The organism is Comamonas sp. GW821-FHT11H03 (assembly GCF_058807955.1).
Genome location: NZ_JBXARF010000002.1, coordinates 167,925 through 191,728 on the forward strand (window position 1 = coordinate 167,925; position 23,804 = coordinate 191,728).

20 protein-coding genes are annotated in these 23,804 nt (G+C 65.1%); 4 read left to right on the forward strand and 16 right to left on the reverse strand.

Annotated features, from left to right (window positions below; genetic code table 11):
* Positions 1-9 precede the first annotated feature (9 nt).
* From AC1RTQ_RS05225 to AC1RTQ_RS05235, 3 genes are all read right to left on the reverse strand, one after another.
* A complete protein-coding gene (locus AC1RTQ_RS05225) occupies positions 10-384 on the reverse strand; it encodes a DUF2946 family protein (RefSeq protein ID WP_302093142.1) in 375 nt (124 codons plus the stop codon).
* A 321-nt stretch (positions 385-705) separates the two neighbouring features.
* The gene (gene cphA, locus AC1RTQ_RS05230; RefSeq protein WP_326999389.1) at positions 706-3,276 is read right to left on the reverse strand and encodes a cyanophycin synthetase; all 2,571 of its coding nucleotides are present in this window, start codon (positions 3,274-3,276) and stop codon (positions 706-708) included.
* A gap of 95 nt (positions 3,277-3,371) precedes the next feature.
* A complete protein-coding gene (locus AC1RTQ_RS05235) occupies positions 3,372-5,552 on the reverse strand; it encodes a cyanophycin synthetase (protein ID WP_302092318.1) in 2,181 nt (726 codons plus the stop codon).
* Between the two features lie 225 nt (positions 5,553-5,777).
* Between AC1RTQ_RS05235 and AC1RTQ_RS05240 the strand changes: the two genes are divergently transcribed.
* The 3 genes from AC1RTQ_RS05240 (at position 5,778) to AC1RTQ_RS05250 (ending at position 9,206) form a co-directional block, all read left to right on the forward strand.
* A complete protein-coding gene (locus tag AC1RTQ_RS05240) occupies positions 5,778-8,075 on the forward strand; it encodes a cyanophycin metabolism-associated ABC transporter (protein WP_492874610.1) in 2,298 nt (765 codons plus the stop codon).
* Entirely contained in the window at positions 8,072-8,563 is a 492-nt protein-coding gene (locus AC1RTQ_RS05245) for a cyanophycin metabolism-associated DUF1854 family protein (RefSeq protein WP_302092316.1), read from the forward strand. Before AC1RTQ_RS05240 ends, AC1RTQ_RS05245 begins: the two co-directional genes overlap by 4 nt.
* Positions 8,564-8,768: 205 nt before the next feature.
* On the forward strand, positions 8,769-9,206 hold the full coding sequence (locus tag AC1RTQ_RS05250) for a hypothetical protein (RefSeq protein ID WP_492874611.1): 438 nt from the start codon (positions 8,769-8,771) through the stop codon (positions 9,204-9,206).
* 66 nt (positions 9,207-9,272) lie between these two features.
* Here the strand turns inward: AC1RTQ_RS05250 and AC1RTQ_RS05255 are convergent, their stop codons facing one another.
* The 4 genes from AC1RTQ_RS05255 to gspF all read right to left on the reverse strand — a co-directional run bounded on the left by AC1RTQ_RS05255 (position 9,273) and on the right by gspF (position 13,348).
* A complete protein-coding gene (locus tag AC1RTQ_RS05255; RefSeq protein WP_492874612.1) occupies positions 9,273-9,740 on the reverse strand; it encodes an EF-hand domain-containing protein in 468 nt (155 codons plus the stop codon).
* 71 nt (positions 9,741-9,811) lie between these two features.
* A complete protein-coding gene (locus tag AC1RTQ_RS05260; RefSeq protein ID WP_492874613.1) occupies positions 9,812-10,729 on the reverse strand; it encodes a 5'-nucleotidase in 918 nt (305 codons plus the stop codon).
* 61 nt (positions 10,730-10,790) lie between these two features.
* A complete protein-coding gene (locus AC1RTQ_RS05265; protein WP_302092297.1) occupies positions 10,791-11,993 on the reverse strand; it encodes an ammonium transporter in 1,203 nt (400 codons plus the stop codon).
* 131 nt (positions 11,994-12,124) lie between these two features.
* Positions 12,125-13,348 carry a type II secretion system inner membrane protein GspF gene (gene gspF, locus AC1RTQ_RS05270; protein ID WP_492874614.1) on the reverse strand — a complete coding sequence of 408 codons (1,224 nt, stop codon included), beginning with the start codon at positions 13,346-13,348 and terminating at the stop codon, positions 12,125-12,127.
* Positions 13,349-13,523: 175 nt separating this feature from the next.
* Between gspF and AC1RTQ_RS05275 the strand changes: the two genes are divergently transcribed.
* On the forward strand, positions 13,524-14,273 hold the full coding sequence (locus tag AC1RTQ_RS05275) for an SDR family NAD(P)-dependent oxidoreductase (protein ID WP_302092295.1): 750 nt from the start codon (positions 13,524-13,526) through the stop codon (positions 14,271-14,273).
* Between the two features lie 71 nt (positions 14,274-14,344).
* Here AC1RTQ_RS05275 and AC1RTQ_RS05280 read toward each other — a convergent pair whose 3' ends face one another.
* From AC1RTQ_RS05280 to gspL, 9 genes are all read right to left on the reverse strand, one after another.
* Entirely contained in the window at positions 14,345-15,001 is a 657-nt protein-coding gene (locus AC1RTQ_RS05280; RefSeq protein ID WP_492874615.1) for a glutathione S-transferase family protein, read from the reverse strand.
* A gap of 93 nt (positions 15,002-15,094) precedes the next feature.
* On the reverse strand, positions 15,095-15,784 hold the full coding sequence (locus tag AC1RTQ_RS05285) for a helix-turn-helix transcriptional regulator (RefSeq protein ID WP_492874616.1): 690 nt from the start codon (positions 15,782-15,784) through the stop codon (positions 15,095-15,097).
* Between the two features lie 135 nt (positions 15,785-15,919).
* On the reverse strand, positions 15,920-16,924 hold the full coding sequence (locus AC1RTQ_RS05290; protein WP_409813716.1) for an LLM class flavin-dependent oxidoreductase: 1,005 nt from the start codon (positions 16,922-16,924) through the stop codon (positions 15,920-15,922).
* A gap of 46 nt (positions 16,925-16,970) precedes the next feature.
* The gene (locus tag AC1RTQ_RS05295) at positions 16,971-17,255 is read right to left on the reverse strand and encodes a hypothetical protein (protein WP_302092291.1); all 285 of its coding nucleotides are present in this window, start codon (positions 17,253-17,255) and stop codon (positions 16,971-16,973) included.
* Positions 17,256-17,406: 151 nt separating this feature from the next.
* Entirely contained in the window at positions 17,407-18,768 is a 1,362-nt protein-coding gene (locus AC1RTQ_RS05300) for a GspE/PulE family protein (RefSeq protein WP_302092290.1), read from the reverse strand.
* Between the two features lie 13 nt (positions 18,769-18,781).
* Complete coding sequence (gspD, locus tag AC1RTQ_RS05305) at positions 18,782-21,160, reverse strand: type II secretion system secretin GspD (protein WP_492874617.1); 2,379 nt, start codon at positions 21,158-21,160, stop codon at positions 18,782-18,784.
* A gap of 3 nt (positions 21,161-21,163) precedes the next feature.
* The gene (gspN, locus tag AC1RTQ_RS05310) at positions 21,164-21,994 is read right to left on the reverse strand and encodes a type II secretion system protein N (RefSeq protein WP_492874618.1); all 831 of its coding nucleotides are present in this window, start codon (positions 21,992-21,994) and stop codon (positions 21,164-21,166) included.
* 9 nt (positions 21,995-22,003) lie between these two features.
* Complete coding sequence (locus tag AC1RTQ_RS05315) at positions 22,004-22,546, reverse strand: type II secretion system protein M (protein WP_492874619.1); 543 nt, start codon at positions 22,544-22,546, stop codon at positions 22,004-22,006.
* The gene (gene gspL / locus AC1RTQ_RS05320) at positions 22,543-23,769 is read right to left on the reverse strand and encodes a type II secretion system protein GspL (protein ID WP_492874620.1); all 1,227 of its coding nucleotides are present in this window, start codon (positions 23,767-23,769) and stop codon (positions 22,543-22,545) included. The genes AC1RTQ_RS05315 and gspL overlap by 4 nt, the downstream gene beginning before the upstream one ends.
* Positions 23,770-23,804: the final 35 nt, after the last annotated feature.

Below are 23,804 nucleotides of genomic sequence, written 5' to 3' on the forward strand. Positions count from 1 at the left end.
CGAAATGGTTCAGAGGTAAGCGGGAGGCGGCCCGCGCGCGGGCAGGGGCGCGGCGGTCAGCGAGGCGATGCGCGCCCGCTGCACGGGCAGCAGCGCATGCCACAGCGGTGACTCGGTAGGGGGCGGCAGTTGCAGCGCGGGCGGAGGCAGTGCTGCATGGGGCAGGCACATGGGGCAATCGAGGTGACCCGCACCCAGAACGCTGCTGCCGTCTTCGCCCTTGACGATCAGCTTGACCGCGCCGGTGCTGGTGCAGATCAGCTCAAACCCCTGAGACTGGATCAGCGGCGCGGCAGCCGCGACCCCCATGGACAGTGCCAGCCATGCCAGCACGCACCGGCCCAGCAGGCAGGTGGCTATGCGGCGAAGCGGTTGCAAGGTCATGGGTCGGTCGGTGCGGATATGCGTTCGCATCATACGGCGTCTGCCGGCTCAGACCATGCGTGAAAACCGCCGCGCAGCCCCTGTGGCCGGTGCAAAGTGCTGTGACTTCAAAGACAAAACCCGGCGCAAGGCCGGGTTTGAAAAACTGAAAACTGGCGCACTCCAGGCCAGTGACAGCAAGCAAGGGCCTGGGCGGCCCCGCCGCCGCGCAGCGAGGGCTGCCCCAGCAAGGGCTGCCCCAGCAAGGGTTGCCCCAGCGAGGCTGTCGTCCCCCTCGTGAGGGGGAAGGCGCGTCAGCGCCTCAGGGGGGCTGTTATGGGGTTACTGCCCTGCAACGTGTTTGCGCAGGTGCTCCAGAGCTTCTTCCACCTGGTCCACCAGCACCAGGCACAGGTCGCCGGGCTGCAGGCGCTCCAGTGCGTGGTCGATGGCGAGGAACTCGCCATGGATCTCGGTGCTGTAGCTGGTGCGCGGCGCGCCTTCCAGGCCCTTTTTCAGCAGGGCCAGCACTTCGCCATCCACGCGGCCACGTTGGCAGGCGTCCTGATAGAGCACCACATCGTCGAACACCTTGCCCAGAATCTGGGTCTGTTCGGTGATGTCCTGGTCGCGGCGGTCGCCGGCGCCCGAGATCACCACGCTGCGGCGCTTGGCGGGCATGGCTTCCACGGCCTGGGATAGCGCGCGAATGGCGTCGGGGTTGTGGCCGTAGTCGGCAATGATGGTGGCGCCCTTGTAATCCATCACATTGAAGCGGGCAGGGGCATTGTCGCTGTCGTTGAGGAAGCCGGCCAGACCGCGGCGGATGGTCTGCCAGGGCAGGCCTGCGGCCCAAGCGGCGCCGATGGAGGCCATGACGTTTTCCACCTGGAAGGTGATGGTGCCGTTGCGGGTCAGCGGAATGTCGCGCAGCGCGATGCTCTCGCGCCAGGAGCCTTCCGCGGCCACGATGGCGTCGCCATCGACATAGACCACGCGGCTGCCCTGGGCACGGTGTGTGGCCATGACGGGGTGGTGGCGGTCAGCGGCAAAGAAGATGACCTTGCCGGGGCAGACATGGGCCATGGCCGCAACCAGCGGGTCGGCGGCGTTGAGCACGGCATAGCCCGTGGGGGCCACGTTCTGCACGATGACGCGCTTGAGAACGCCGACATCTTCCTTGGTGGTGATGAAGTTCAGACCCAGGTGGTCGCCTTCGCCCACATTGGTGACCACGGCGACCTGGCAGCGGTCAAAGCCCAGGCCTTCACGCAAGATGCCGCCGCGTGCGCATTCCAGCACGGCCGCATCGGTCTCGGGGTGGGCCAGGGCGTTGCGCGCACTCTTGGGGCCGGAGCAGTCGCCGCTGTCGATCTGGCGACCGTTGACATACACGCCATCGGTGTTGGTCATGGCGGTGCGCCAGCCATGCGAGGTGAACAGATGGGCGATCACGCGCGTGGTCGTGGTCTTGCCATTGGTGCCGGTGACGGCGACCAGGGGGATGCGGCCGTCGTCGCCGGGCGCGAACAGCTCGTCCACCATGGGAACGCCCACATTGCGGGGACGGCCGAAGGAGGGCGCCAGGTGCATGCGCAGGCCGGGAGCGGCGTTGACTTCGACAATGCCGCCGCTTTGCTCTTCCAGGGGCTTGAGCATGGTTTCGCAGACCACGTCCACACCGCAGATATGCAGGCCGATGGTCTGTGCGGCCTCGATGGCGCGGGCGGCGATTTCGGGATGCACATCATCGGTCACGTCGGTGGCGCTGCCGCCGGTGGACAGATTGGCGTTGTTGCGCAGCACCACGCGCTGACCCTGGGCGGGCACGCTGTCAGGCGTCAGGCCTTCGCTGGCAATGCGGGCGATGGCGATATCGTCCAGGCGCACCTTGGTCAATGCCGTGCCGTGGCCGGAGCCTCGGCGGGGGTCCTGGTTGACGATGTTCACCAGCTCGCGGATGGTGTGCTGGCCGTCGCCCAGTACCTGGGGCGGCTCGCGGCGGGCGGCTGCCACCAACTGGCCGCCGACGACCAGCATGCGGAAGTCATGGCCGGGCAAAAAGCGCTCGACGAGGATCTCGTCGCCAAACTCGCTGGCGGTCTTGAAGGCGGCTTCCAGACCTTCGCGGGTGGTGATGTTCACCACCACGCCCTTGCCCTGGTTGCCGTCCTGGGGTTTGACCACCACGGGCAGTCCCACTTCCTGGGCCACGGCCCAGGCGTCTTCCACGTCGGTGACGGGGCGGCCCATGGGCACGGGCACGCCGGCTGCATGCAGCAGGCGCTTGGTCAGATCCTTGTCCTGCGCAATGGATTCGGCCACGGCGCTGGTGGAGTCCAGCTCGGCGGCCTGAAAACGGCGGGCGCGCGAGCCCCAGCCCAGCTGTACCAGCGAGCCGGTGGTCAGGCGACGGAAGGGAATGCCGCGCGCTACGGCGGCATCGACGATGGCGCCGGTCGAGGGGCCGATACGGTCGTCCTCGTCGAGCTCGCGCAGCTCGGCAATCGTTGCGTCGGCATCGAAGGGGGTGTCGTTCAATGCGGCCTGAATCAGGGCTTCGGCGCGCTCCATGGCCAGCTTGCCCACGGACTCCTCGGTGTACTCGACCACCACCTGGAAGGTGCCGTGATCCACGGTCTCATGGGTGCGGCTGAAGGTGACGGGGCAGCCCGCCTGGGCCTGCAGCGACAGGGCGGCAACTTCCAGCACATGGGCCAGCGACAGGCGCTGGTCTGCGCCATGCGGCTGCAGCGTACCGATGGTGGGGAAACGCGCACGCAGCTTTTCTTCAAAGCCGGGCATGGCCGTGTACAACAGCTCGCTGTCTTCGCAGTGCACGATGGCTTCGATGGCGGTGCTGCGGGTCCAGAGGTTGGGGCCGCGCAAGGCTCGGGTGCGAGTGATCTGCATAGTGTTTCTTTCAGCTGGATTTCAAGCTATTTCTTGGTTTGACGCTTATCTGATAAGCGTCAGCAGCTATATCTGTTGAAGCGTTTATGAGGCAATCAGGCCTGGTATTCAAAGGTCTTGATGCCGGCGCCGATCAGCTCGGGCGTGATGTCCAGGGCCCAGGCGGTGGCAATCGCAGCCAGCAGCGCGCTGGTGTCGGGGCGCTTGCCGCCGGCCAGGGACAGTGCTTGCAGCGTGCCTAGCACGCGTTCCTGGGTGCCGGTGGCCAGCACCACGCTGCTGCCCTTGATGAAGACGGCGCGGCCGCCTTCATGCCGGGCTTCGGTGTTGGCGCGGTGGGTCGCGACAAATTCATTGTCGGCGCCGGTGGCGTAGAGAATGACTTCGCCATCGCAGAGCTCGGCCAGATCGGCCACTTCGGGCAGGTCGGCGTTGAGCACGCCCGCACCTTCGTCCAGCACCACGTCGATCTGGGTGCGCATCACGCGGCGCATCTGGCCGGGCTCCAGCACATCGTGATCGGCCAGTTGCTCGTAGCCGTCCATGTCGGTGACCACACCGACCAGGCAACGGTCATAGGCCAGACCTTCTTCCAGAATGGAGCGGGCCGTGGTCTGGATGACGGCGGCTTCGGCCAGACGGTTGGTCAGCAGGCGATGGGCGCCTGCCCAGTTGGCGGTATTGGTCTTTTGTGTCTGGCGATTGGCGAGGAACATGCCTTCGCCGCTGGCCACGCCGGTCAGCTTGCCCGACAGCTGCAGCAGCCAGCCGACCAGGCGCGAGATGAAGGCGTTGTTGCGTGTGCCCACAATGCCGACCACGGGGATGCGACCGGCGCCGGCACCGTCTTCGCGGGGGAAGAGATGGTCGGCAATGGCCATGCCCACGGGGCGCGGCGCGCCGCTGGTGGGCTTGAGGTGCATCAGCAGGCCGGGGCCGGCGTTGACTTCCAGGATCGCTCCCTGGCCCTGCATGGGCTTGGAGACATCCTTGAGGATCATGTCCATGCCGGCAATGTCCAGGCCGACGATCTTGGCGGCCAGCACGGCGTAGTAAGCCACGTCGGGGTGCACGTCGTCCAGGCAGTCGATGGCCATATTGCCGTTGCGCTGCAGCAGCACGCTCTGGCCCTGGGGAATCACGCTGTCGGGCGTCACATGCTGGCGGTTGAGCTCCAGCTTGACGGCACCGGCTTCCAGATTGATCCAGTCCAGCGGGTATTCCTGCTCGGGGCCGCGGCGCGGGTCCTGGTTCAACACTTCCACCAGCTCGCGCAGCGTGGCATTGCCGTTGCCGTAGACGGAAACCGTCTCGCCCTTGGTCGCTGCCACCACCTTGCCACCCACGACCAGCAGGCGGTGCTCCACGCCGTCGATGAATTTCTCGACGATCACGTCCGAGCCTTCGGGCTGCGCCAGTGCAAACGCGGCCTTGATGTCCGCTTCCTTGGACAGCTCCAGGGTCACGCCACGGGCATGGTTGCCGTCCGAGGGCTTGACGGTCACGGGAAAGCCGATGTCCTGCGCCACTTCCCAGGCCTCTTCGGGCGATGCCACGACCTGGCCTTCGGGCACGGGCACACCGCAGGCGGCCAGCAGGCGCTTGGTGAAATCCTTGTCCTGGGCAATGCCTTCGGCGATGGCGCTGGTCTGGTCGGACTCTGCCGTCCAGATGCGGCGCTGCGCCGCGCCATAACCGAGCTGCACCAGATTGCCGTCATTCAGGCGGATATGGGGGATGCGGCGCTCGCTGGCGGCATCGACGATGCAGCCGGTCGAGGGGCCCAGGTAGCGGTCGTTGATGGCCGTCTTGATGGCATGCACGGCGGGCTTGATGTCGAATGGCTCGTCATTGATGGCCGCCATCAGCAGCTTGTGCCCGTATTCCAGCGCCACGCGGGCCACGGCCTCTTCGGGGCAGCGGAACACCATGCGGTACACGCCGCGCCTGGAAATTTCGCGGGTCTGACCGAACTCGGCGGGCATGCCGGCCAGGTTCAGCAACTCGATGATGACATGCTCCAACACATGACCCATCCAGGTGCCGCCTTCCAGGCGCTGGATGAAGCCACCGCGCTCGCCGACGCCGCAGGTGTGCTCGATCAGGTCGGGCAGCCAACTGGTCAGGCGCTCGTTGAGGCCGGGAATCTTGTTGGACGGATAGTCTTCCAGCTCTCCCAGATCCAGCCAGACCTCCAGTACCGGGCGGTAGGTCCAGACACTGGGGCCACGCAGGAAAGTTGTGCGCAAGAGTTGGATGTCGTTGAATTTCGCCATGTTGATCAGCGGATAGGAATGAGGAGAGCAGGTTTTCTTAAACTCCTGCCCCTGATAGGTTGGCATTGTGCGCCCAGAATCTGCATTGTGAAGCTTGTCAGCCTAAATGCAGGTTCGCGCGTTAACCAGGGTGTATCGGACGTCAGGCGCAGCCATATTTACCATGCCGATGCGGTTGCCCGCATGACTCTTGGAGCCGCCATCGGCGGAGAAAAATAACTCAACATGCAACATCACCATACTGTGGACGCCTCGGCAGTCTTTGCCGGCCCCCTGGGGGGCGAGCTGCGAGTCAGACTCGCTGAACATGAAAACGTATTAGCCGTCGTCCCGGTTGACCTGAGTGCGGATTTGCAGTTCGGCAGCGGCCTGCTGGCCCTGACGCAGGAGCGTCTGCTGGCCTGCGATCCCAAGACCCGGCAGTGGCGTGAATGGGCCCTGGCGGTAGATCAAAGCCTGCGCCTGCAGGATCATGGCGGTGTGGGCAATCTGGAGCTGCATGACCCTCGCGAGCGGTTGGCGCACTGGCTCATCACCCTGAAGCACCAGACTGCCATGCTGCAGCTGATGCAGCAGTTCGACCGCCAGCGCGAGCGCATCGCCCGTCAGGAGGCCTACAGCGCGGTCAACGAAGAGAATGTGGCGCATTGCCCGGTCTGCCACTCGGTGCTGCCGCCCGATACCGAAGAATGCCCGGCCTGCGCACGCCAGCAGGCGCCCCAGACCTCGACCTGGGTGCTGCTGCGCCTGTGGCGTTTTGCCAAACCCTATCAGGGCCAGCTGCTGCTGGGCTTCTTGCTGACCCTGGCCACCACGGCGGCCCAGCTGGTGGCACCTTATCTGACCATCCCGCTGATGGACAAGATACTGATTCCGTTCCAGAACGGTGAAAAAATCGACCAGGATCTCGTTTTCTTCTATCTGGGCATGCTGCTGCTGTCGGCGCTGCTGGCCTGGGCATTGGGCTGGGGGCGTACTTTCGTGCTGGCCAAGGTGTCCGAGCGCATCGGCTCCAATCTGCGCACCACCACTTACAACCACTTGCTGAATCTGTCGGTGGATTACTACGGCAGCAAGCGCACGGGGGATCTGATGGCGCGTATCGGTGCTGAAACCGATCGCATCAATCTGTTTCTGTCGCTCAACGCACTAGATTTTGCAACCGATGTGCTGATGATCGTGATGACATCGGCCATCCTGTTCTCCATCAACCCCTGGCTGGCGCTGGTCACACTGGTGCCGCTGCCCTTCATCGCCTGGATGATCCATACCGTGCGCGACCGTCTGCGCACGGGCTTCGAGAAGATAGACCGCGTCTGGTCCGAGGTGACCAATGTGCTGGCCGACACCATTCCCGGCATCCGCGTGGTCAAGGCCTTCGCCCAGGAAAAGCGTGAAGCCGACCGCTTTGCCGACGCCAACCTGATCAATCTGCAGGCCAACGACAAGGTCAACAAGACCTGGTCGCTGTTCACTCCCACGGTGACGCTGCTGACCGAGGTCGGCATTCTGGTGGTCTGGGGCTTCGGCATCTATCTGGTGGCCGGCGGCTCCATCACTGTCGGTGTGCTGACGGCCTTCATCGCCTATATTGGCCGCTTCTATACCCGCCTGGATTCGATGAGCCGCATTGTCTCGGTCACGCAGAAGGCGGCGGCCGGTGCCAAGCGCATCTTCGACATCCTCGACCATGTCAGCAATGTGCCCGAGCCCAGCAACCCCGTGAAGCTGCCCGGCAAGGCCAAGGGCGCCATCACCATGGAGGATGTGGGCTTTCGCTACGGCAGCCGCGCCGTCATCAAGCATCTGAACCTGCAGATCAAGCCCGGCGAGATGATCGGACTGGTCGGCCACAGCGGCTCGGGCAAGAGCACCCTGGTCAATCTGATCTGCCGGTTCTACGACGTCTCCGAGGGCTCCATCCAGCTCGACGGCGTGGACGTGCGCCGCATGTCCGTGTCCGACTACCGCAGCAATATCGGCCTGGTGCTGCAGGAGCCCTTTTTGTTCTTCGGCACGATCGCCGAGAACATCGCCTACGGCAAGCCCGACGCCACGCGCGAGGAAATCGTGGCCGCAGCACGTGCCGCCCATGCCCACGAGTTCATCCTGCGCCTGCCTCATGGCTATGACTCCCTGGTCGGCGAGCGCGGCCAGGGCCTTTCGGGCGGCGAGCGCCAGCGCATCTCTATCGCGCGTGCGCTGCTGATCGATCCGCGCATCCTGATCCTCGACGAAGCCACTTCGGCGGTGGATACCGAGACCGAAAAGGAAATCCAGAAGGCACTGGACAATCTGGTCCAGGGGCGCACCACGATCGCCATTGCCCACCGTCTGTCCACCTTGCGCAAGGCCGACCGTCTGGTGGTCATGGATCGTGGCGAGATCGTCGAAGTGGGCCCGCACGACGAGCTGATGGACCTCAAGGGCCATTACTTCCGTCTGTACGACGCGCAGGCGCGCCGTGCCGAAGAGGATGCGCAAGCGGCCGGCCTGAAGCTGCAGACCAAGGAACCCCAATGATCGAAGCTCCCCAATCCAATCTGAACGGCATGCAACTGGTGCGCAATGCCCATGGCCGTCTGGTGCTGACCCTGGGCAACGGCCTGGTCTACGAAGCGGTGGTTCCCGTGCGCGCATTCCCCATCGCGGCTCCCACCGAAGGGCTGTCGCTGATTGCGGCCGATGGCAAGGAAGCGCTGTGGGTGGCCCGCATGGCCGACCTGCAGCCCGAGCATCGCCAGCTGATCGAGCAGGACCTGGCTGTGCGCGAGTTTGTGCCGACCATCGAGCGCATCCTCAATGTCTCCAGTTTTTCCACCCCCAGCACCTGGGACCTGCAGACGGATCGCGGCCCGACGCAGATGGTGCTCAAGGCCGAGGAAGACATCCGCAAGCTGGCCGGTCGCACCCGGCTGCAGATCACGGGCCAGGATGGCGTGCAGTACCGGATTCCCGACAGCAGCAAGCTGGACAGGCATTCGCGCAAGCTGCTGGAGCGCTTTCTGTAAGCCGCGCAGGGCAACGTTTTCGAGGGTCTCGCACGAATGCGAGGCCCTTTTTTGTATCAAATTGCGCAACGGCGCTTGATATATATAGGCTAATAGCTATCAAAATAGGATTGAAAATAATCCTACAGTTTTCTCAAGCGTGGCCGATAACAGGGCGAGATAGCTGATTTTTCGCCTGCACCTTTTTACTGCCGAGGGCCAAGCCATGCAAATTCCACCTCTAGACCGGACACAGACGCCCTGGCGTACCCAGGGTGCGGATTTGTACTCCACAGGCGCCTCTGGCGCCGCGCCGGTGCGTCCCGTGAATGCGGTGAATGCCTCTGAGTCGGTTGACAAGATCGGCGAGGGCCGCACGGTACGCGAACCCGAGAAGCCATCGGCTCCCGATACCGAGAACCGCGACTGGACGCTGGCCGAGGAGATCAAGCAAAAAGAAGAGGTGGAGGAGCCGCCCAAGGAGCCCATCTCCAAGCAGCTGATCGAGTTCATCCAGTCCATGTGGCGCGCCAGCGCCCAGGCGGTGGAGCAGGCGCAGGAAACCAGCAAGTCGGAAGATCTGCTGCAGAGCAAGCAGCACGCGCGCAATGAGCCGCTGACTTATTCCGAGCCACGGGTCAAGCGCAGCGGCAACGCCAAGTAAGGCGTTCGCTTCGATTTTGATAGCTGATTGCGCTTGATATTCAAGCGATTCAGCTATTTTTATGCCTTATTTTCTTTCAGGGTCAGCGCTGTTAGCTTCTGATTTGTGAGCGTCATCCTTGGCCGGCGCAGTCGCCACGGCTTCGGCGGCCTTGGCCTTTTCACGCTCTGCACGGTATTTGACGGCAAAGGCGCGCACTTCCTCATAGGTGACGAAGCCGTCCTTGTTGGTGTCGGTTTCGTCAAAGGCGGCGGCCAGCTTCGGGATGATGGCCACTTCCTTGCGGCTGAGCTTGCCATCCTGATTGAAGTCCAGCATCTTGAACTGCTGCTGGGCCTTGATCTCGCCCTTGGACAGCTGGGTTCCCTGCCTCTCCCCCATCTTGTCGCCCGAGGGTTCCTCGGCGCGCACCGTGGGCAGCAGCAGCACGGCGCTGGTCAGCAGCACGCCCATGGCGGTCTTCATGACCGAGCTGCTGCGCGCGACGATGGGGTGGTTCTTGGCTTTTGACATAGCAGTACAGATGAGGGCCATGACGGCATTCTCAACCTTCTGCCCGCCGCACTTTCAAAGTTTTGCATTCGCTTGCCGGACTTTGCCAAGCTTTACGTAGGCAGCGCCGCCTTGTCATGGGCAATGCCGCTGCGCACATGGCCAGAGGGAACATGTCCGGCCGCATTGCGTACATGGCCGGTCTGGTCGTCGAAGAAGAAGTCGGGCTCGAACTCGCGCAGAAACCCGCCCTTGGCCAGTCCGCCAAGGAACATGGCCTCATCGACATCGATCTTCCAGTCCATCAGCGTATTGAGCGCGCGCTCATGGGCCGGGGCGCTGCGCGCCGTGACCAGGGCCGTGCGCACGCGCATGTCCGCCACATCGGCCTGCTGCAGCCGGTGCAGGGCGGCCAGCAGGGGCTTGAACGGGCCTTCGGGCAGCGGCTGGGCGGCCTTTTCCAGCTCATGCTGCTGGAAAGCCTCCAGGCCCTGGGTCTGGAAGATGCGCTCGGCCTCGTCGGAAAACAGCACGGCATCGCCGTCGAAAGCGATGCGCACTTCGCGCGGATGGCTGCTGCTGGCGCGCATGGAGTCGGTGAACACATGGGCTGCCGGGTAGCCCAGCTGCAGTGCCTGGGTCACGTCCTCGGCATTCGCCGACAGAAAAAGCTGGGCCCCCAGCGGGCGCAGATAGCCGAATGGGTCGCGCCCCTGGGTGAATACGCCGCGCTGTATGGAGTGCAGGCCATGGGCCTTGGCCGAGCGGAAGACGCGCATGCCGCTGACGGGGTCGTTGCGCGAGAGCAGCACCACCTCCACATGCTGCTGTCCTTCGGTGTTGAAGGCCAGCAGCTTCTTGACCAGCGAGAAGGCCACACCGGGCGCGGCAGGCACGTCCAGCCGCTCGCGCTGCAGGCGCAGATAGCTCGCCGGGTCGCTGTCCTCGAAGAGGCGGTTTTCCTCCTCGAAATCGAAAAGGGCTCGCGAGGAGATGGCGACGACGAGCTTGTCGTTCAGGGTCATGGCCATGGCGGTACGGCTTTAAGCGGATGTGCAGACAAGCTCTGATGATACGCAGCCCGCCACGCCCTCACCAGTTGGCTTCGCGCTCGGGCGTGGCACTGATGTGGTGTATGGACAGGTCTGCGCCGTCGAACTCCTGCTCCTGGCTCAGGCGCAGCCCCACGGTTTTCTTGAGCAGGCCGTAGACCAGCAGGCCGCCCAGCGCGGCCCAGGCCACGCCCATCAGCGTGCCTATGAGCTGGGCCAGAGGGTGCACGCCGCCAAGCCCGCCCAGCGCCTGCGTGCCGAAGATGCCGGCCGCAATGCCGCCCCAGGCGCCGCACAGACCGTGCAGCGGCCACACGCCCAGCACATCGTCGATCTTCCATTTGTTCTGCGTCAGCGTGAACATGAATACAAAGATGGCACCGGCGGCAGCCCCCACGACCAGCGCCCCCAGAGGGTGCATCAGATCCGAGCCCGCGCAGACGGCGACCAGGCCGGCCAGCGGGCCGTTGTGCACAAACCCCGGGTCGTTTTTGCCCACAGCCAGGGCGGCCAGCGTGCCGCCCACCATGGCCATCAGCGAGTTCACGGCGACCAGGCCGGAGATCTTGTCCAGATTCTGGGCACTCATCACATTGAAGCCGAACCAGCCCACGATCAAAATCCAGGCGCCCAGCGCCAGGAAGGGAATGCTGGAGGGCGGTGTGGCGGCAATCGCTCCGCCCTGGCGGTAGCGGTTGCGGCGCGGGCCCAGCAGCAGCACGGCGCCCAGGGCGATCCAGCCGCCGACGGCGTGGACCACCACGCTGCCGGCAAAGTCGTGGAATTCGGAGCCGGTCAGCGCCTTGATCCAGGCCTGCACGCCGAAATGCTGGTTCCAGACAATGCCCTCGAAGAAGGGGTAGATCAGGCCCACGATCACGGCCGTGGCGATCAGCTGGGGCCAGAACTTGGCGCGTTCGGCAATGCCGCCCGAGATGATGGCGGGAATGGCGGCGGCGAAGGTCAGCAGAAAGAAGAACTTGACCAGGCCATAGCCGTTGAGTGCCGCCAGCTGCTCGGCGCCCACGAAAAAGTGCGTGCCGTAGGCCACGCCATAGCCGAGCGCGAAATAGACCACGGTGGAGACCGAGAAGTCGACCAGGATCTTGACCAGGGCATTGACCTGGTTCTTGCGGCGCACGGTGCCCAGCTCCAGAAAGGCGAAACCGGCGTGCATGGCCAGGACCATGACGGCGCCCATCAAAATGAACAGGGCATCTGCGCCCTGTTTTAGTGCTTGCATGAAAACGCTCCAGCTGAAATTTGCTATTTATTGGTGCGAAATTGCGGGAAAAACCCGCAATGCACTAAAAGAAAGCAAGAATTGCGCCAAGCTGGAGTGGGCGCTTCCGCAACGCTACGGGCGCGGCCGGCCTATTTGACGAACTGGTTGAGCTGGATGATGGGCATGAGCACGGCCAGCACGATGAGCATGACCACCAGCCCCATGACGACGATGAGCAGGGGCTCCAAAATCGTGGCCAGGTGCATGGCACGACGCTGGACTTCGGTGGACAGCTGGGTGGCGGCACGCTGCAGCATCAGCGGCAGCTGGCCCGTCTGCTCGCCCAGTCGGGCGAACATGGCGAGCAGGCCCGGAAAGCGCTTCTTCTGTGCCAGGGCCGAGGCCAGTGGCGCGCCTTCGCGCACCAGCACCAGCGCATCCATGGCATCGGCGCGCAGGGCGCGGTTGTTCAGCGTCTCGGCGGCGGCCTGCAAGGCCTTGAGAATGGGCACGCCCGCGCCGGCCAGCATGGCCAGGGTACCGGCAAAGCGCGCCGCGTTATAGCTGCGCGAGAGCCGGCCTATGAGTGGCAGATGCAGCCACTGGGCATCGAAGCGCTCGCGAAACGCCTCGTTCTTGAGCGCCAGCCGAAAACCCGCGGCAGCCAGCAGCAGCACGGCCAGCATGAACCAGCCATAGCTGCGCACAAAGCTGCTGATGCCGAGCATGACCACGGTGAGAAACGGCAGCGCACGCTTGGTGCCGGCAAATACGCCGGCGACCTGCGGCACGACATAGCTGACCAGAAAGGTCACGATGACGATGGCCACCAGCGTCACGATGGCCGGATACAGCGAGGCGCCGATGAGCTTGGACTGCAGTGCCTGACGCGCCTCCAGGTCGTCGGCCAGGTTCTCCAGCACCGGGCCCAGGCTGCCGCTGGATTCGCCGGCACCGATCACGGCGCAGAAGATGTCGGAAAACTCGCGTGGATGCTGCTCGAGCGCCCTGGCAAAGCTGGAGCCGGCATTGACTTCTGCCCTCAGCGCGGCGACCAGTTGATGCTGGCGTTCGTCCTCGGCTTCCTCGGCCAGCGCGGCCAGCGCGCGCTCTATGGGCAGGCCGGAGCTGACCAGCCCCGAGAGCTGGCGGGTCCAGACTGCCAGACTCGTGGAGTTGAAGGCCGGGCGCGTGAGCCATCCGGATGCGCCTGTCCGGCCCCGGCCCTGGCCTGCGGCGACGGGTTCGACCTGCAGCGGCACCAGGGCCTGACTGCGCAGCTGGCTGCGCGCGGCACGGGCGTTGTCGGCTTCCAGGGTGCCCTTGCGGGTCTGGCCCTGGGCATCCAGGGCTTCAAAGGTAAAGGCGGGCATGCGCGAATCGATCTGACGGGTGACGGGTTAGAACATGTTTACGTTCTTGGGATGGTAGCGACTAATGATGTCAGCACATCGGCATTGGAGAGCACGCCGCAGACTTGAGGCAGGTCATGACGGTCGCGGGCGAGGTCGGCACAATGGTCTGCCAATTCAAGAACGGGAGGTTTCGATGCTCAAGGACAAGGTTGCATTGGTGACGGGGGCTGCGTCCGGCATAGGCCGCTGTGTCGCTCTGACATGGGCCCGGGAAGGCGCGCGGGTGGTGCTGGCGGACCTCAACGAGGAGCAGGGCCAGGAGACCGCAGCCCTGGTGCGCGAGCTGGGTGCCGAGGCACTGTATCTGCGCGCCGACGCCGGCAGCGCGGCGGATCATGAAGCGCTGGTGGCCTTGACCATGCGCCACTTCGGCCGTCTGGATGTGGCCTGCAACAACGCCGGCATCGGCGGTGTCAGTGCGCCCACGGCCGACTATCCACTGGATGCCTGGGAGCAGGTGCTGCGCGTCAATCTCTCTGGCGTGTTCTATGCCTGCAAATACCAGATCGCCGCCATGCTGCAGGGCGGCGGCGGCTCCATCATCAATATGGCGTCCATCCTCGGTGCCGTGGGCTTTGCCAACTCTGCGGCCTACACGGCCGCCAAGCATGGCGTGCTGGGCCTGACCAAGGCGGCAGCGCTCGAATATTCGGCCAGAGGCGTGCGGGTCAATGCCGTGGGGCCGGGCTTTATCCACACTCCCATGATCAGCGGTCTGGAGCAGGACCCGAGCACGCATGCGGCGCTGGTGGCGGCCCACCCCATGGGACGCCTGGGCCAGCCCGAGGAGATCGCCGAGCTGGTGGCCTGGCTGGCCAGTGACCGCGCGTCGTTTGTGACGGGCGCTTATTACCCGGTCGACGGCGGTTACTTGGCGCGCTGAGTGGTTGGCAGCGGCTTGCTCCAGGTGTTGATGGCCCTGCGCCTGACTGGCAGGCGCTACGGGCCAAAACCTTAAACGACTGGTGCCATGGCGGCGGCTTGCATATCGCCGTCGATCTCGTCGGCGCGCACCGAGGCTGCGCGCTGCAGCAGCGGCGTGGCATAGGCCTCGAATTCGGGCCGCCTGGGCAAGCTGCCGTCCATCATGCTCCAGCCGATATAGCTGGCCAGATACAGATCGGCGGCCGTGAAGTGGTCGCCGCAGACATAGCGTTTGCCGGCCACCGCATGCAGCAATGTGTTCAGCACATCGTCAAAGCGGCCAAAGCCCGCGCTCATGGCCTGCTGATGAGTTTGCGATTGCAGCCAGCCTTCGTTGCGGGCGGTTGTGACGGCCTCCACCGGCCCAGCGACAAAGAACAGCCAGCGAAAGTAGCTGGCGCGCTCCGGGCTGCCCATCGCCGGGGCCAGTCGTTTCTCGGGGAAAAGATCGGCCAGATAGGCGAGGATGGCTCCGGTCTCGGTGACCACGGCATCGCCATGCTGCAGCGCCGGGACCTTGCCCATGGGGTTGATGGACAGGTACTCGGGCGACTTCATCTCGGGTCCGAATTCCAGCTCAACGGTTTCATAGTCGGCACCGCATTCCTCCAGCATCCAGCGCACCATGCGGGCGCGTGATCTGGGGTTGCTGAAAAAGCGCAGCTTGGGCTGGTGAGGTGTGGACATTGCGGTTCTCCTTGGCGGGCTGTTGTGACATGGCAAAAACGCCATGCAGCCAATGTAGGAGCGGGGGCTGACAGTTTCTGTCAGCAGCACCGTTCAATCCAGCGTGTAGCCGGTTTCGTCCAGCCAGCGCTGTATCAGCGCCTGGCGCCTTTGTGGATAGCGTTCGCCCAGATCCTCCAGGGCATCCACACGGTCAGCGCGAAAGTGACGAAAGGCCTGGCGCAGCTCGCACCAGGCCGATACCACGCGGGAGCGCTCGAAGTAGGCCATGGCAAACGGCCAGACCCGGCGCTGGCTTGGCACGCCATGCTGGTCCCGGTAGTGCAGCACGACCTTGTGTTCGGCGCGGATGGCGCGGCGCAGCGCGGCCTGCCAGGGCTCGGCCGGCGGGTCTGTCTGCATATTGGGAACCAGCAGACCGCTGGTGTCGACGGCGATGCGCAGCTCCAGCGGCAGTGCCGAGCGTATGCGGTCCATGGCGGCGGTGGCGGCCTGGGCCAATTGCGGATCGGCCTGCAGGCTGGCCCAGCGCGCGCCCAGCAACAGCGCCTCCAGTTCGTCGGCGTTGAACATCAGGGGCGGCAGCAAAAAGCCGGGCCGCATCTCGAAGCCTATGCCGGGGTCGCCCAGAATGTCGGCGCCCTGAGTGCGCAAGGTGGCGATGTCGCGGTACAGCGTGCGCAGGCTGACGCCCAGCGCCTGGGCCAGCTCGGGCCCGGTCTGCGGCAGACGGGCGCGGCGCAGCATATCCAGCAATTGCAGCAGACGGGCGGAGCGGCTCATGGGTGAAATCCGAGAGGTGAACGACGCAGGAGTTTGGCATGCTCCCATACCGGGACGCCGGGACGCCGGTCTGCCGCTATCCCTGAGCTTCCTCCTGCCGCACAGCGAGAGAGGAGGGCGCTGCCAGGGAAGCGATCAGGCGCAGTTCATTGCGCCAGCCGTGATCTCCAGGCTGCGCAGGCGCAGCTCGGCGTCATAGACATCGCTGACGATCATGAATTCATCGGCCTGGGTCTCATCGGCCAGCTTTTGCAGGCCCTGGCGCACGGTATCGGGGCCGCCGATGACGCCCACGGCCAGAAAATCGGCAATCGCCGCCTGGGCGCGCCCATCGAGCTGCTCCCAGAAGTCCGCTATGGGCGGCATGAGCCGGGTGCGGTTGCCGGTCAGGATGCCGAGCACGCGCTGATAGGTGCTGCTGGCCAGAAAGCGGGCCTCTTCATCGCTGGGGGCTGCAATCACGGGCACGCCGACAATCGCGTAAGGCTTGGCCAGTGTGGCGCTGGGCTTGAACATCTGGCGGTACAGGGCCAGGGCCTGGTGCAGCATGCGCGGCGCAAAGTGCGAGGCAAAGGCATAGGGCAGGCCCATGTGTGCAGCCAGCTGGGCCGAGAACAGACTGGAGCCCAGCAGCCAGATCGGGACATGCGTGCCCGCGCCCGGCATGGCGATGATGCGGGCTCCATCCTGGTGATCGCCCAGCAGACGCTGCAGCTCCTGTACGTCGCGCGGGAAGTCCTCCTCGGTCTCCACGCGGTCGCGGCGCAGGGCGCGCATGGTCGCTGCGTCGGTGCCCGGCGCGCGGCCCAGGCCCAGGTCGATGCGGCCCGGGTAGAGCTCGGCCAGCGTGCCGAAGGCCTCGGCCACCACCAGCGGTGCATGGTTGGGCAGCATGATGCCGCCCGAGCCCACACGAATCTTCTGCGTGGCACCTGCGATGTGGCCGATCAGCACGGCCGTTGCCGAACTCGCAATGCCCGGCATATTGTGGTGCTCGGCCAGCCAGTAGCGGGTGAAGCCCAGCTTCTCGGCCTGCTGCGCGGTGCGCACGGCAATCTGCAGTGCATTGGCCACCGTTGCGCCTTCGCGCACGGCGACCAGGTCCAGCATGGACAGCTTGACGTTGTTCAGGGATTTCATGGCGATTGATCCATATGGTTTTGATGGCTTTCAGCGCTTTTTTGAATCAGCGCTTGCGGCCGAGCTCACGTCCAAGAATAATGCCGACCAGCACGCCCCAGGCCAGCAACACGGCGGCCATGGCGTAATAGGTGCTGCCGGCCTGCATGGCGAATACCGAGCCCAGCAAGGCCACCAGCGCCGCCATGCGGATCACGCGGCGTAGCTGATCCACGGGGAAACGGCCTTTGAGGTTGAACAGCACGGCAAGGCTGACAATGGCCAGGGCGATCAGCAGCAGAAACAGATCGCCGCCATAGGGCTGGACGGAAGTGCGAAGGTTTTCAAGCATGCCGATGATTCTGGCAAAGGCTCAATGACCGGTGCTGACCGAGGCCATGCGTGAAGAGCCCGCCAGGCGGCGGGCCGATTGCGTGCGGTTGCTGCTCGCGGCCCTGCCTTGCTGCGTCACTGCGCTGGCGCAAGTGAGTCGCGGGGGGCGCTCAGTCCCGCGTGACGCGCATGACTTCGGCTTGCGTGGTGACGCCTTCGCGCACCAGGCGTTCGCCATCCTCGCGCATGAGCTGCATGCCGGCGGCCATGGCGGTCTCGCGAATCTCTGCCTCGCTGGCGCCGCGATGGATCTGGGCGCGAATGGCATCGTCCACCGCCAGCAGCTCGAAGATGCCGGTGCGGCCCCGGTAGCCGCTGGGCTCGCTTGGGTCGACCTTGCGCACCAGGCGCTGTGCCAGCACTCCCAGCAGCGAGGAGGACAGCAAAAAGGGCTCAACCCCCATGTCGATCAGACGGGTGACGGCGCTGGGTGCGTCGTTGGTGTGCAGCGTGGCCAGCACCAGGTGGCCGGTGAGCGAAGCCTGGATGGCGATCTGCGCGGTTTCGAAGTCGCGGATTTCGCCGATCATGATCACGTCCGGGTCCTGGCGCAGCAAAGCGCGCAAGGCCTTGGCAAAGGTCAGCTCGATCTTGGCGTTGACCTGGGTCTGGCCCACGCCGGCCAGCTCATATTCGATGGGATCTTCCACCGTCATGATGTTGCTGTGGCTGGAGTCCATGCGCTGCAGCGCGGCATACAGCGTGGTGGTCTTGCCCGAGCCCGTGGGGCCGGTGACCAGCACGATGCCGTGCGGCTGCGCCGTCAGATGGGTGAAGCGTCTGAGCGTCTCGCCGCCCATGCCCACGGCTTCCAGGCTGAGCTTGCTCTCGCTCTTGTCCAGCAGACGCAGCACGGCGCGCTCGCCGTGGGCGCTGGGCAGGGTGGAGACGCGCACGTCAATGGCTCGCGTACCCAGGCGCAGGCTGATGCGGCCGTCCTGCGGCAGGCGTTTCTCAGCAATGTCCAGGTCGGCCATGATCTTCAGGCGGCTGATCAGGGCAGCATGCAGGGCGCGGTTGGGTTGCACCACCTCACGCAGATCGCCGTCCACGCGAAAGCGCACGCTGGAATGGCGCTCGTAGGGCTCGATGTGGATGTCCGAGGCACCGTCGCGCGCCGCCTGCGTGAGCAGGGCGTTGAGCATGCGGATGATGGGGGCGTCGTCGGCGGTTTCCAGCAAGTCCTCCACGGCAGGCAGCTCCTGCATCATGCGCGTCAGATCGGCATCGGACTCGACCTCGCTGACCACCATGGCCGCGCTGGAGTCGCTTTGCGCATAGGCCGCGCTGATGCGGTGGGCCAGCGCGCCGCTGTCCAGCAACTGCCAGCGTTGCACTGCATGCTTGCGCTGCACTTCGGAGATGGCCGACCAGTCGGGCTGCGGACCATGCCAGAGCACGGGCTCCTGGCCGTCATCCTCGATCAGCAGCTGGCTGCTGCGGGCAAAGCCATAGGGCAGTGGATAGCGCATGCGTGGCCTTCGCTTACAGGGTGCCCGCAGGCAGGGTGGCGGGCGTTGCAGGCGTCACGGTCACGGGCTGGCCGTTCACCGTGGGCTGGCCGGGGCGCGTGAAGTCCACGATCTCGGGCTTGGCTCCAGGCACGATGACCACATTGGGCGCGCTTGCCTGCGCAGCACCGCTGGATGCGGGCAGCAAGGGCGCTGCATTGACGTTGCGCATCAGCAGATTGGGGTCAGGCTGCACGGTTTGCTGCATGCCGCGAATGGACTCATAGCGGTCCTGCGAAAGCTGACTGGTGGAGTTGGCGTCGCGCAGCACGGTGGGGCGCAGAAACACCATCAGATTGGTTTTCTTGCGCTCGCGGCTGGTGTTGCGGAACAGGTTGCCCAGCAGGGGAATGTCGCCCAGCAGCGGCACGCGCTCCTGGCTCTGGCTGTATTCGTCGGCAATCAGGCCGCCCAGCACCACGATGGCGCCATCCTCGACCAGCACATTCGACTCGATGGAGCGCTTGGTGGTGGTGGCGCCGGACTGGGCATTGGCCGTTCCCTGCTTGACTGCCGAGTTCTCCTGGTAGACGGCCATCTTGATGGTGCCGTTCTCGTTGATCTGCGGGCGAATCTTGAGCAGCGTACCCACGTCCTTGCGCTCATAGGTGGTGAAGGGATTGACCGAGCCCGAGGTGCCCGCAGTGTTGGTGTAGGAGCCCGTGGGGAAGGGGACGTTCTCGCCCACCATGATGCTGGCCTCCTCGTTGTCCAGCGTCATCAGATTGGGTGTGGAGAGGATGTTGGTGTCGCCGTCGCCCTGCATCAGGTTGACCAGGGCACCCAGGCTGGTGTTGCCGTTGACGCTCTGGGTGAAGCCCAGGTTCATGCCCTTCATGCCGCCGATGGCCGAGGCCTGGCTGTCGGTCAGGGGCGTGCCGTTGACCAGACTGCCCACTGCACCCGACAGGCCGAAGATGTTGGAGATGCCGCTGATGGAGGTGCCGTTGCCAAGCACGCCCAGCACGCGGCCGTTGTTGCGGATCACCGAGCTCCACTGCACGCCCAACTGGGCCGCCTTGTCGGCGGAGACTTCGACAATCAGCGCTTCTATCAGCACCTGGGCGCGGCGGCCGTCGAGCTTGTCGATGACGGTGCGCAACTGACGGTACAGCGGGCCGGGGGCGGTGATGATCAGCGAGTTGGTCGTGGGGTCGGCCTGGATCATGCCGCCCGTGGAGGGTTGCTGTGCGGTGCCGAAGCGCGAGCTGGGGCCGCTGTTGCCGCCGCCCAGGCCGACGGTTGCGCTGCCGTCCGTGCCGCGCGAGATCATGGGCTGGGAGCTTGCTGCATTGATGGTCGAGCCGGCCGCCGCCGTCATGCCAGGCTGGCCGCCCAGGGCGGTGCTGGCGCTGGTCTGGGCGTTGATGGCGGCACGCAGCGTGGCGGCCAGGGACACCGCGTCGGCGTTCTTGAGATACACCACATTGATATTGCCGTCGTCGCCATTGCCCGTCATGGCCGGCTGGTCCAGACGCGCGATCAGCGAGCGGATCAGCGACAGCTTGGCGGGGTTGGCGGCGCGGATCAGCACCGAGTTGCTGCGCGGCTCGGCCAGTATGGAGGTGCGGAAGCTGGTGTCGGCCTGGCCTGTGGCGGCACCCGCTCCCGCCTGGATCGCGCCGCCGGCGGTGGCCGAGCCACCTTCCATCAGGCGATTGACCAGGGCTACCATATCGGCGGCCACGGCATGGCGCAGCGAGATGACTTCCACATCGGTGGCGTTGGAGACATCGGTGCTGGCGATGATGCGCGAGATGCGCTGCAGATTGTCGGCGTAGTCGGTGATGATCAGCGAGTTGTTGCCGGGGTTGACGTTGATGGTGTTGTTGGGGCTGATCAGCGGCCGCAGCACGGGCACCAGATTGTTGGCGTTCTCGTAGTTGAGCTTGAAGATCTGCGTGACGATCTGTCCACCGCCCTGGCTGGCGCGTCCGCCCTGTCCCACGGAGACTTCGCTGGACTGCAGCTTGGCATCGGCTTCTGGAATCACCTTGAACAGGCCTGCCGACTCCGTCACAGTGAAGCCCTGCATGCGCAGCGCCGCCAGATATTGCTGGTAGGCCGTGGCCGGTGAGACGGCCTTGTCGGTCAGCAGCGTGATCTGGCCCTTGACGCGCGGATCCACCACCACGTTGCGGTTGGTGATGGCGGCCATGGCGCGCGACACCGCCTCGATATCGGCATTGGTGAAGTTCAGCGTGACCGGCTCGCCGGGTCGCAAACTAGGAGTGGCATTCGCTTGTCCACTCTGGGTTTGAGCATGAATGGGCGCTGAAATGCAGACGGCAAGCGAGGCAACAGCTATCGAATGCAGTGTGTTTTGCCAGGCGGTGCGTGAATGCTGAGTCATGGGTCAACCAAAGGTGATGATGGAGCGCGCACCCTGGCGGCGCCCCAAGATATTGAGCAAGTTCGATAGAGCGGCTTCGCGCTCGGGGCTGGCAGAGGCTTCGCCCCTGAAGTGCAGGCGCGAGCCCACCCATTGGCCCTGGCCGCTGAGCTGCAGGTCGCCGCCCAGCGTGGTCAGATTCAGCTGGGGATTGTCTCCGCCCTGTATGTCGAGGCGGTAGCTGCCCAGGGGCTTGAGCGACGACAGTCTTGACGATACGGCCAATGCTTCCAGCCGCGTCAGGCCCTGGCTGGTGGCCCGGCCGGCGCGATATTGCAGTGTCAGAGCGACCGTGGACAGGCGCAACTGGCCCTGCAGGGCCACGGTGTTCCAGGGCGTGCCAAGGCCGGCCAGCATGTCGGCGGGCAGTTGCAGCACGCTGTCCTTGAAGCGTACCGTCATGGCGTTCCAGCCCGGCTGCAACTGCGCCAGCATCGGGGTGCTGGTGCAGCAATCGCTTTGCAGGCTGATGCTGGCACCGCTCAGGCTGGGGCGCAGTGTCCAGTTCAGACGCGTGGGCAAGCTGCTCTGGTCCTGGCTGTCCTTGCCGCCCGTAAGCACCAGTCGGGCCGAGCCACGCCAGAGCGTGCCGCGCGGCTCCTGCAGCAGTACCTGGTTGGCGCTGACCGATTGCACGCCGGCAGCCAGCCAGGCCGCAGGGGCCTGGATCAGCACCGCCAGCACAGCGCCCAGCAAGGCACCGCCCACGGCCCAGCGGCGCGGCGAACGCGGATCGCCCGCCTCGCGCGGTCTGCGCAGGGCTGGGATGGCGGGGCGTGACCGGGACAGGTTCATGGCCTGGACTCAGTTCGGTGCGCCCGCGTTGCCGGGCAGCTCGAGCAGCAGATTGCCGCTCCAGCGGGTGATGGCCGCGCCATCGGCGGCTTCGCCGAGGATGCGGTTGAGCTTCATCTCGGCCACCGAAGCGTGGCTGTTGTCGCGCACCTGAGCCAGCCAGCGGGCCAGTGCCGGTGCGGCGGTCTGGGTCAGGCTGATCTGGGCGCGGTTGCCCAGCCACTGCAGCTGGGCGCTGCTGCCGAGTTCGGTCTTGAGCGACTGCTCCAGCTGTGTGCGTGCATCGGCGCTATTGCCCTGCGGCTGCTGACGCAGCAACTCGGCCTGGGCCTGCATCTGCAGCATGTTCTGCAGCTCAAGCTCCGCGGCCGCATGGCGCGCGGGGGCCGTGCGCAGGCTGTGCAGGGCCGGCGCCAGCGCCAGCCACCAGAGCAGGGCCAGCAGCACGACACTGGCGGCGAGCAGCAATAGATTCTGTTCGCGCGGGGCCAGGGCGCTCCAGCGCTGGCCCAGCGGAGCCAGTGCGGTTTTCAAGGTGTTTTTCTGCTTCATGGCCTAGCCTTTGCACTCAGCACCAGTTCTGTTCCTTCGCGTTGCAGCACATAGCCGTTGGCCTGCAGACTTTGCTGCGCGTCGCCCAGTGCTTCGGGGCTCAGGTCCAGGCCCGAGATGCGCAGCTGCTTGTCCTGGTATTGCAGGCTCCTGGCATCTTGCACGCCCTGAATGCCGGCGCTGGCGGCCAGCAGGGCCTCTAGGTCGCTGGCGGACAGGGCGCCGGAGTTGCTGCGCAGCAGGTCCAGTTCGCGTTGCATCTGTACCGGAGCATCGATGATGACGGGCACGTGTGGGAAGGTGCTCTGAAGTACCTGCTTGGCCTGCTGCTGGCGCAGTTCGATGGCACGGTTTTCCCTGAAGGCCCAGGCGTTGAGTCCGGCCAGCTGGGCAACGATGGCAATGCCTGCCGCCCAGCGCGCAGCACGCCATTGCGGGGCCTTGGCAAAACCATGCCAGGCATCGAGCAGGCGGCGCTTGGCGCGGGTGCTGCCGCCCAGATCCAGATCGAACTGGGCCAGGTCGCCTGCGTAGCCATGGCTTTGCAGCAGTCGCTGGGCAGCCGTGAAGATGGTGACCGGGCGCTGCAGCGCTTCCGCGCTGCGTGCCAGATGGGGTTCGGCCAGTACCGGCAGATCCTCGGGCAGGCGAGCCAGCAGTGGCGGCAGCAGGCTGGCATCCGCATTTAGGGGCAGGACGACGAGGCATGCCTGTGCATCCAGTCCGGTGGCGCTCAGCTGGGGTTGGGTGCTGTCGCCCGACAAAAGCAGCTGGGCCGCGCTGTTGGGCCATTGCTCGGGCAGCAGGCGGCTGGCGGCATGACCATGCTGCTCCAGTGCCTGCAGATGGGATTGCAGCCAGCTCTTGTCGCAGGCCGCTACCCAGCAGGTCTGGCCTGCTGCCGAGCCTGCGTCCAGCGCCAGATGCATGCTGGCCGGCTCATCGAGCAGCTTTTCTTCCAGCAAACCATCGAGCACGGCGCGAAGACGCTGCTGGCGCCGGCTTTGCACATTCAGTCCCAAAGGCAGGGTGACGGCATGCCAGGACAGCTGAGCGGCAGGGATGACGGCCGAGACCTGGGTCGTGCGGCTGGTGGCCGGCAGCAGCGACACCGCAGCCTGGCCGCTGCGCTGAATGCTTTGGCCATCGTCGCTGAGGACGTAGAAGTATTCCGTGGCGGAGTTGGCGGGCTTCGCCGACAGCTGTATTAGCAATGTGCTCATGAGGGAAGATGCAGCATTCTATGGGGGCAATGTGA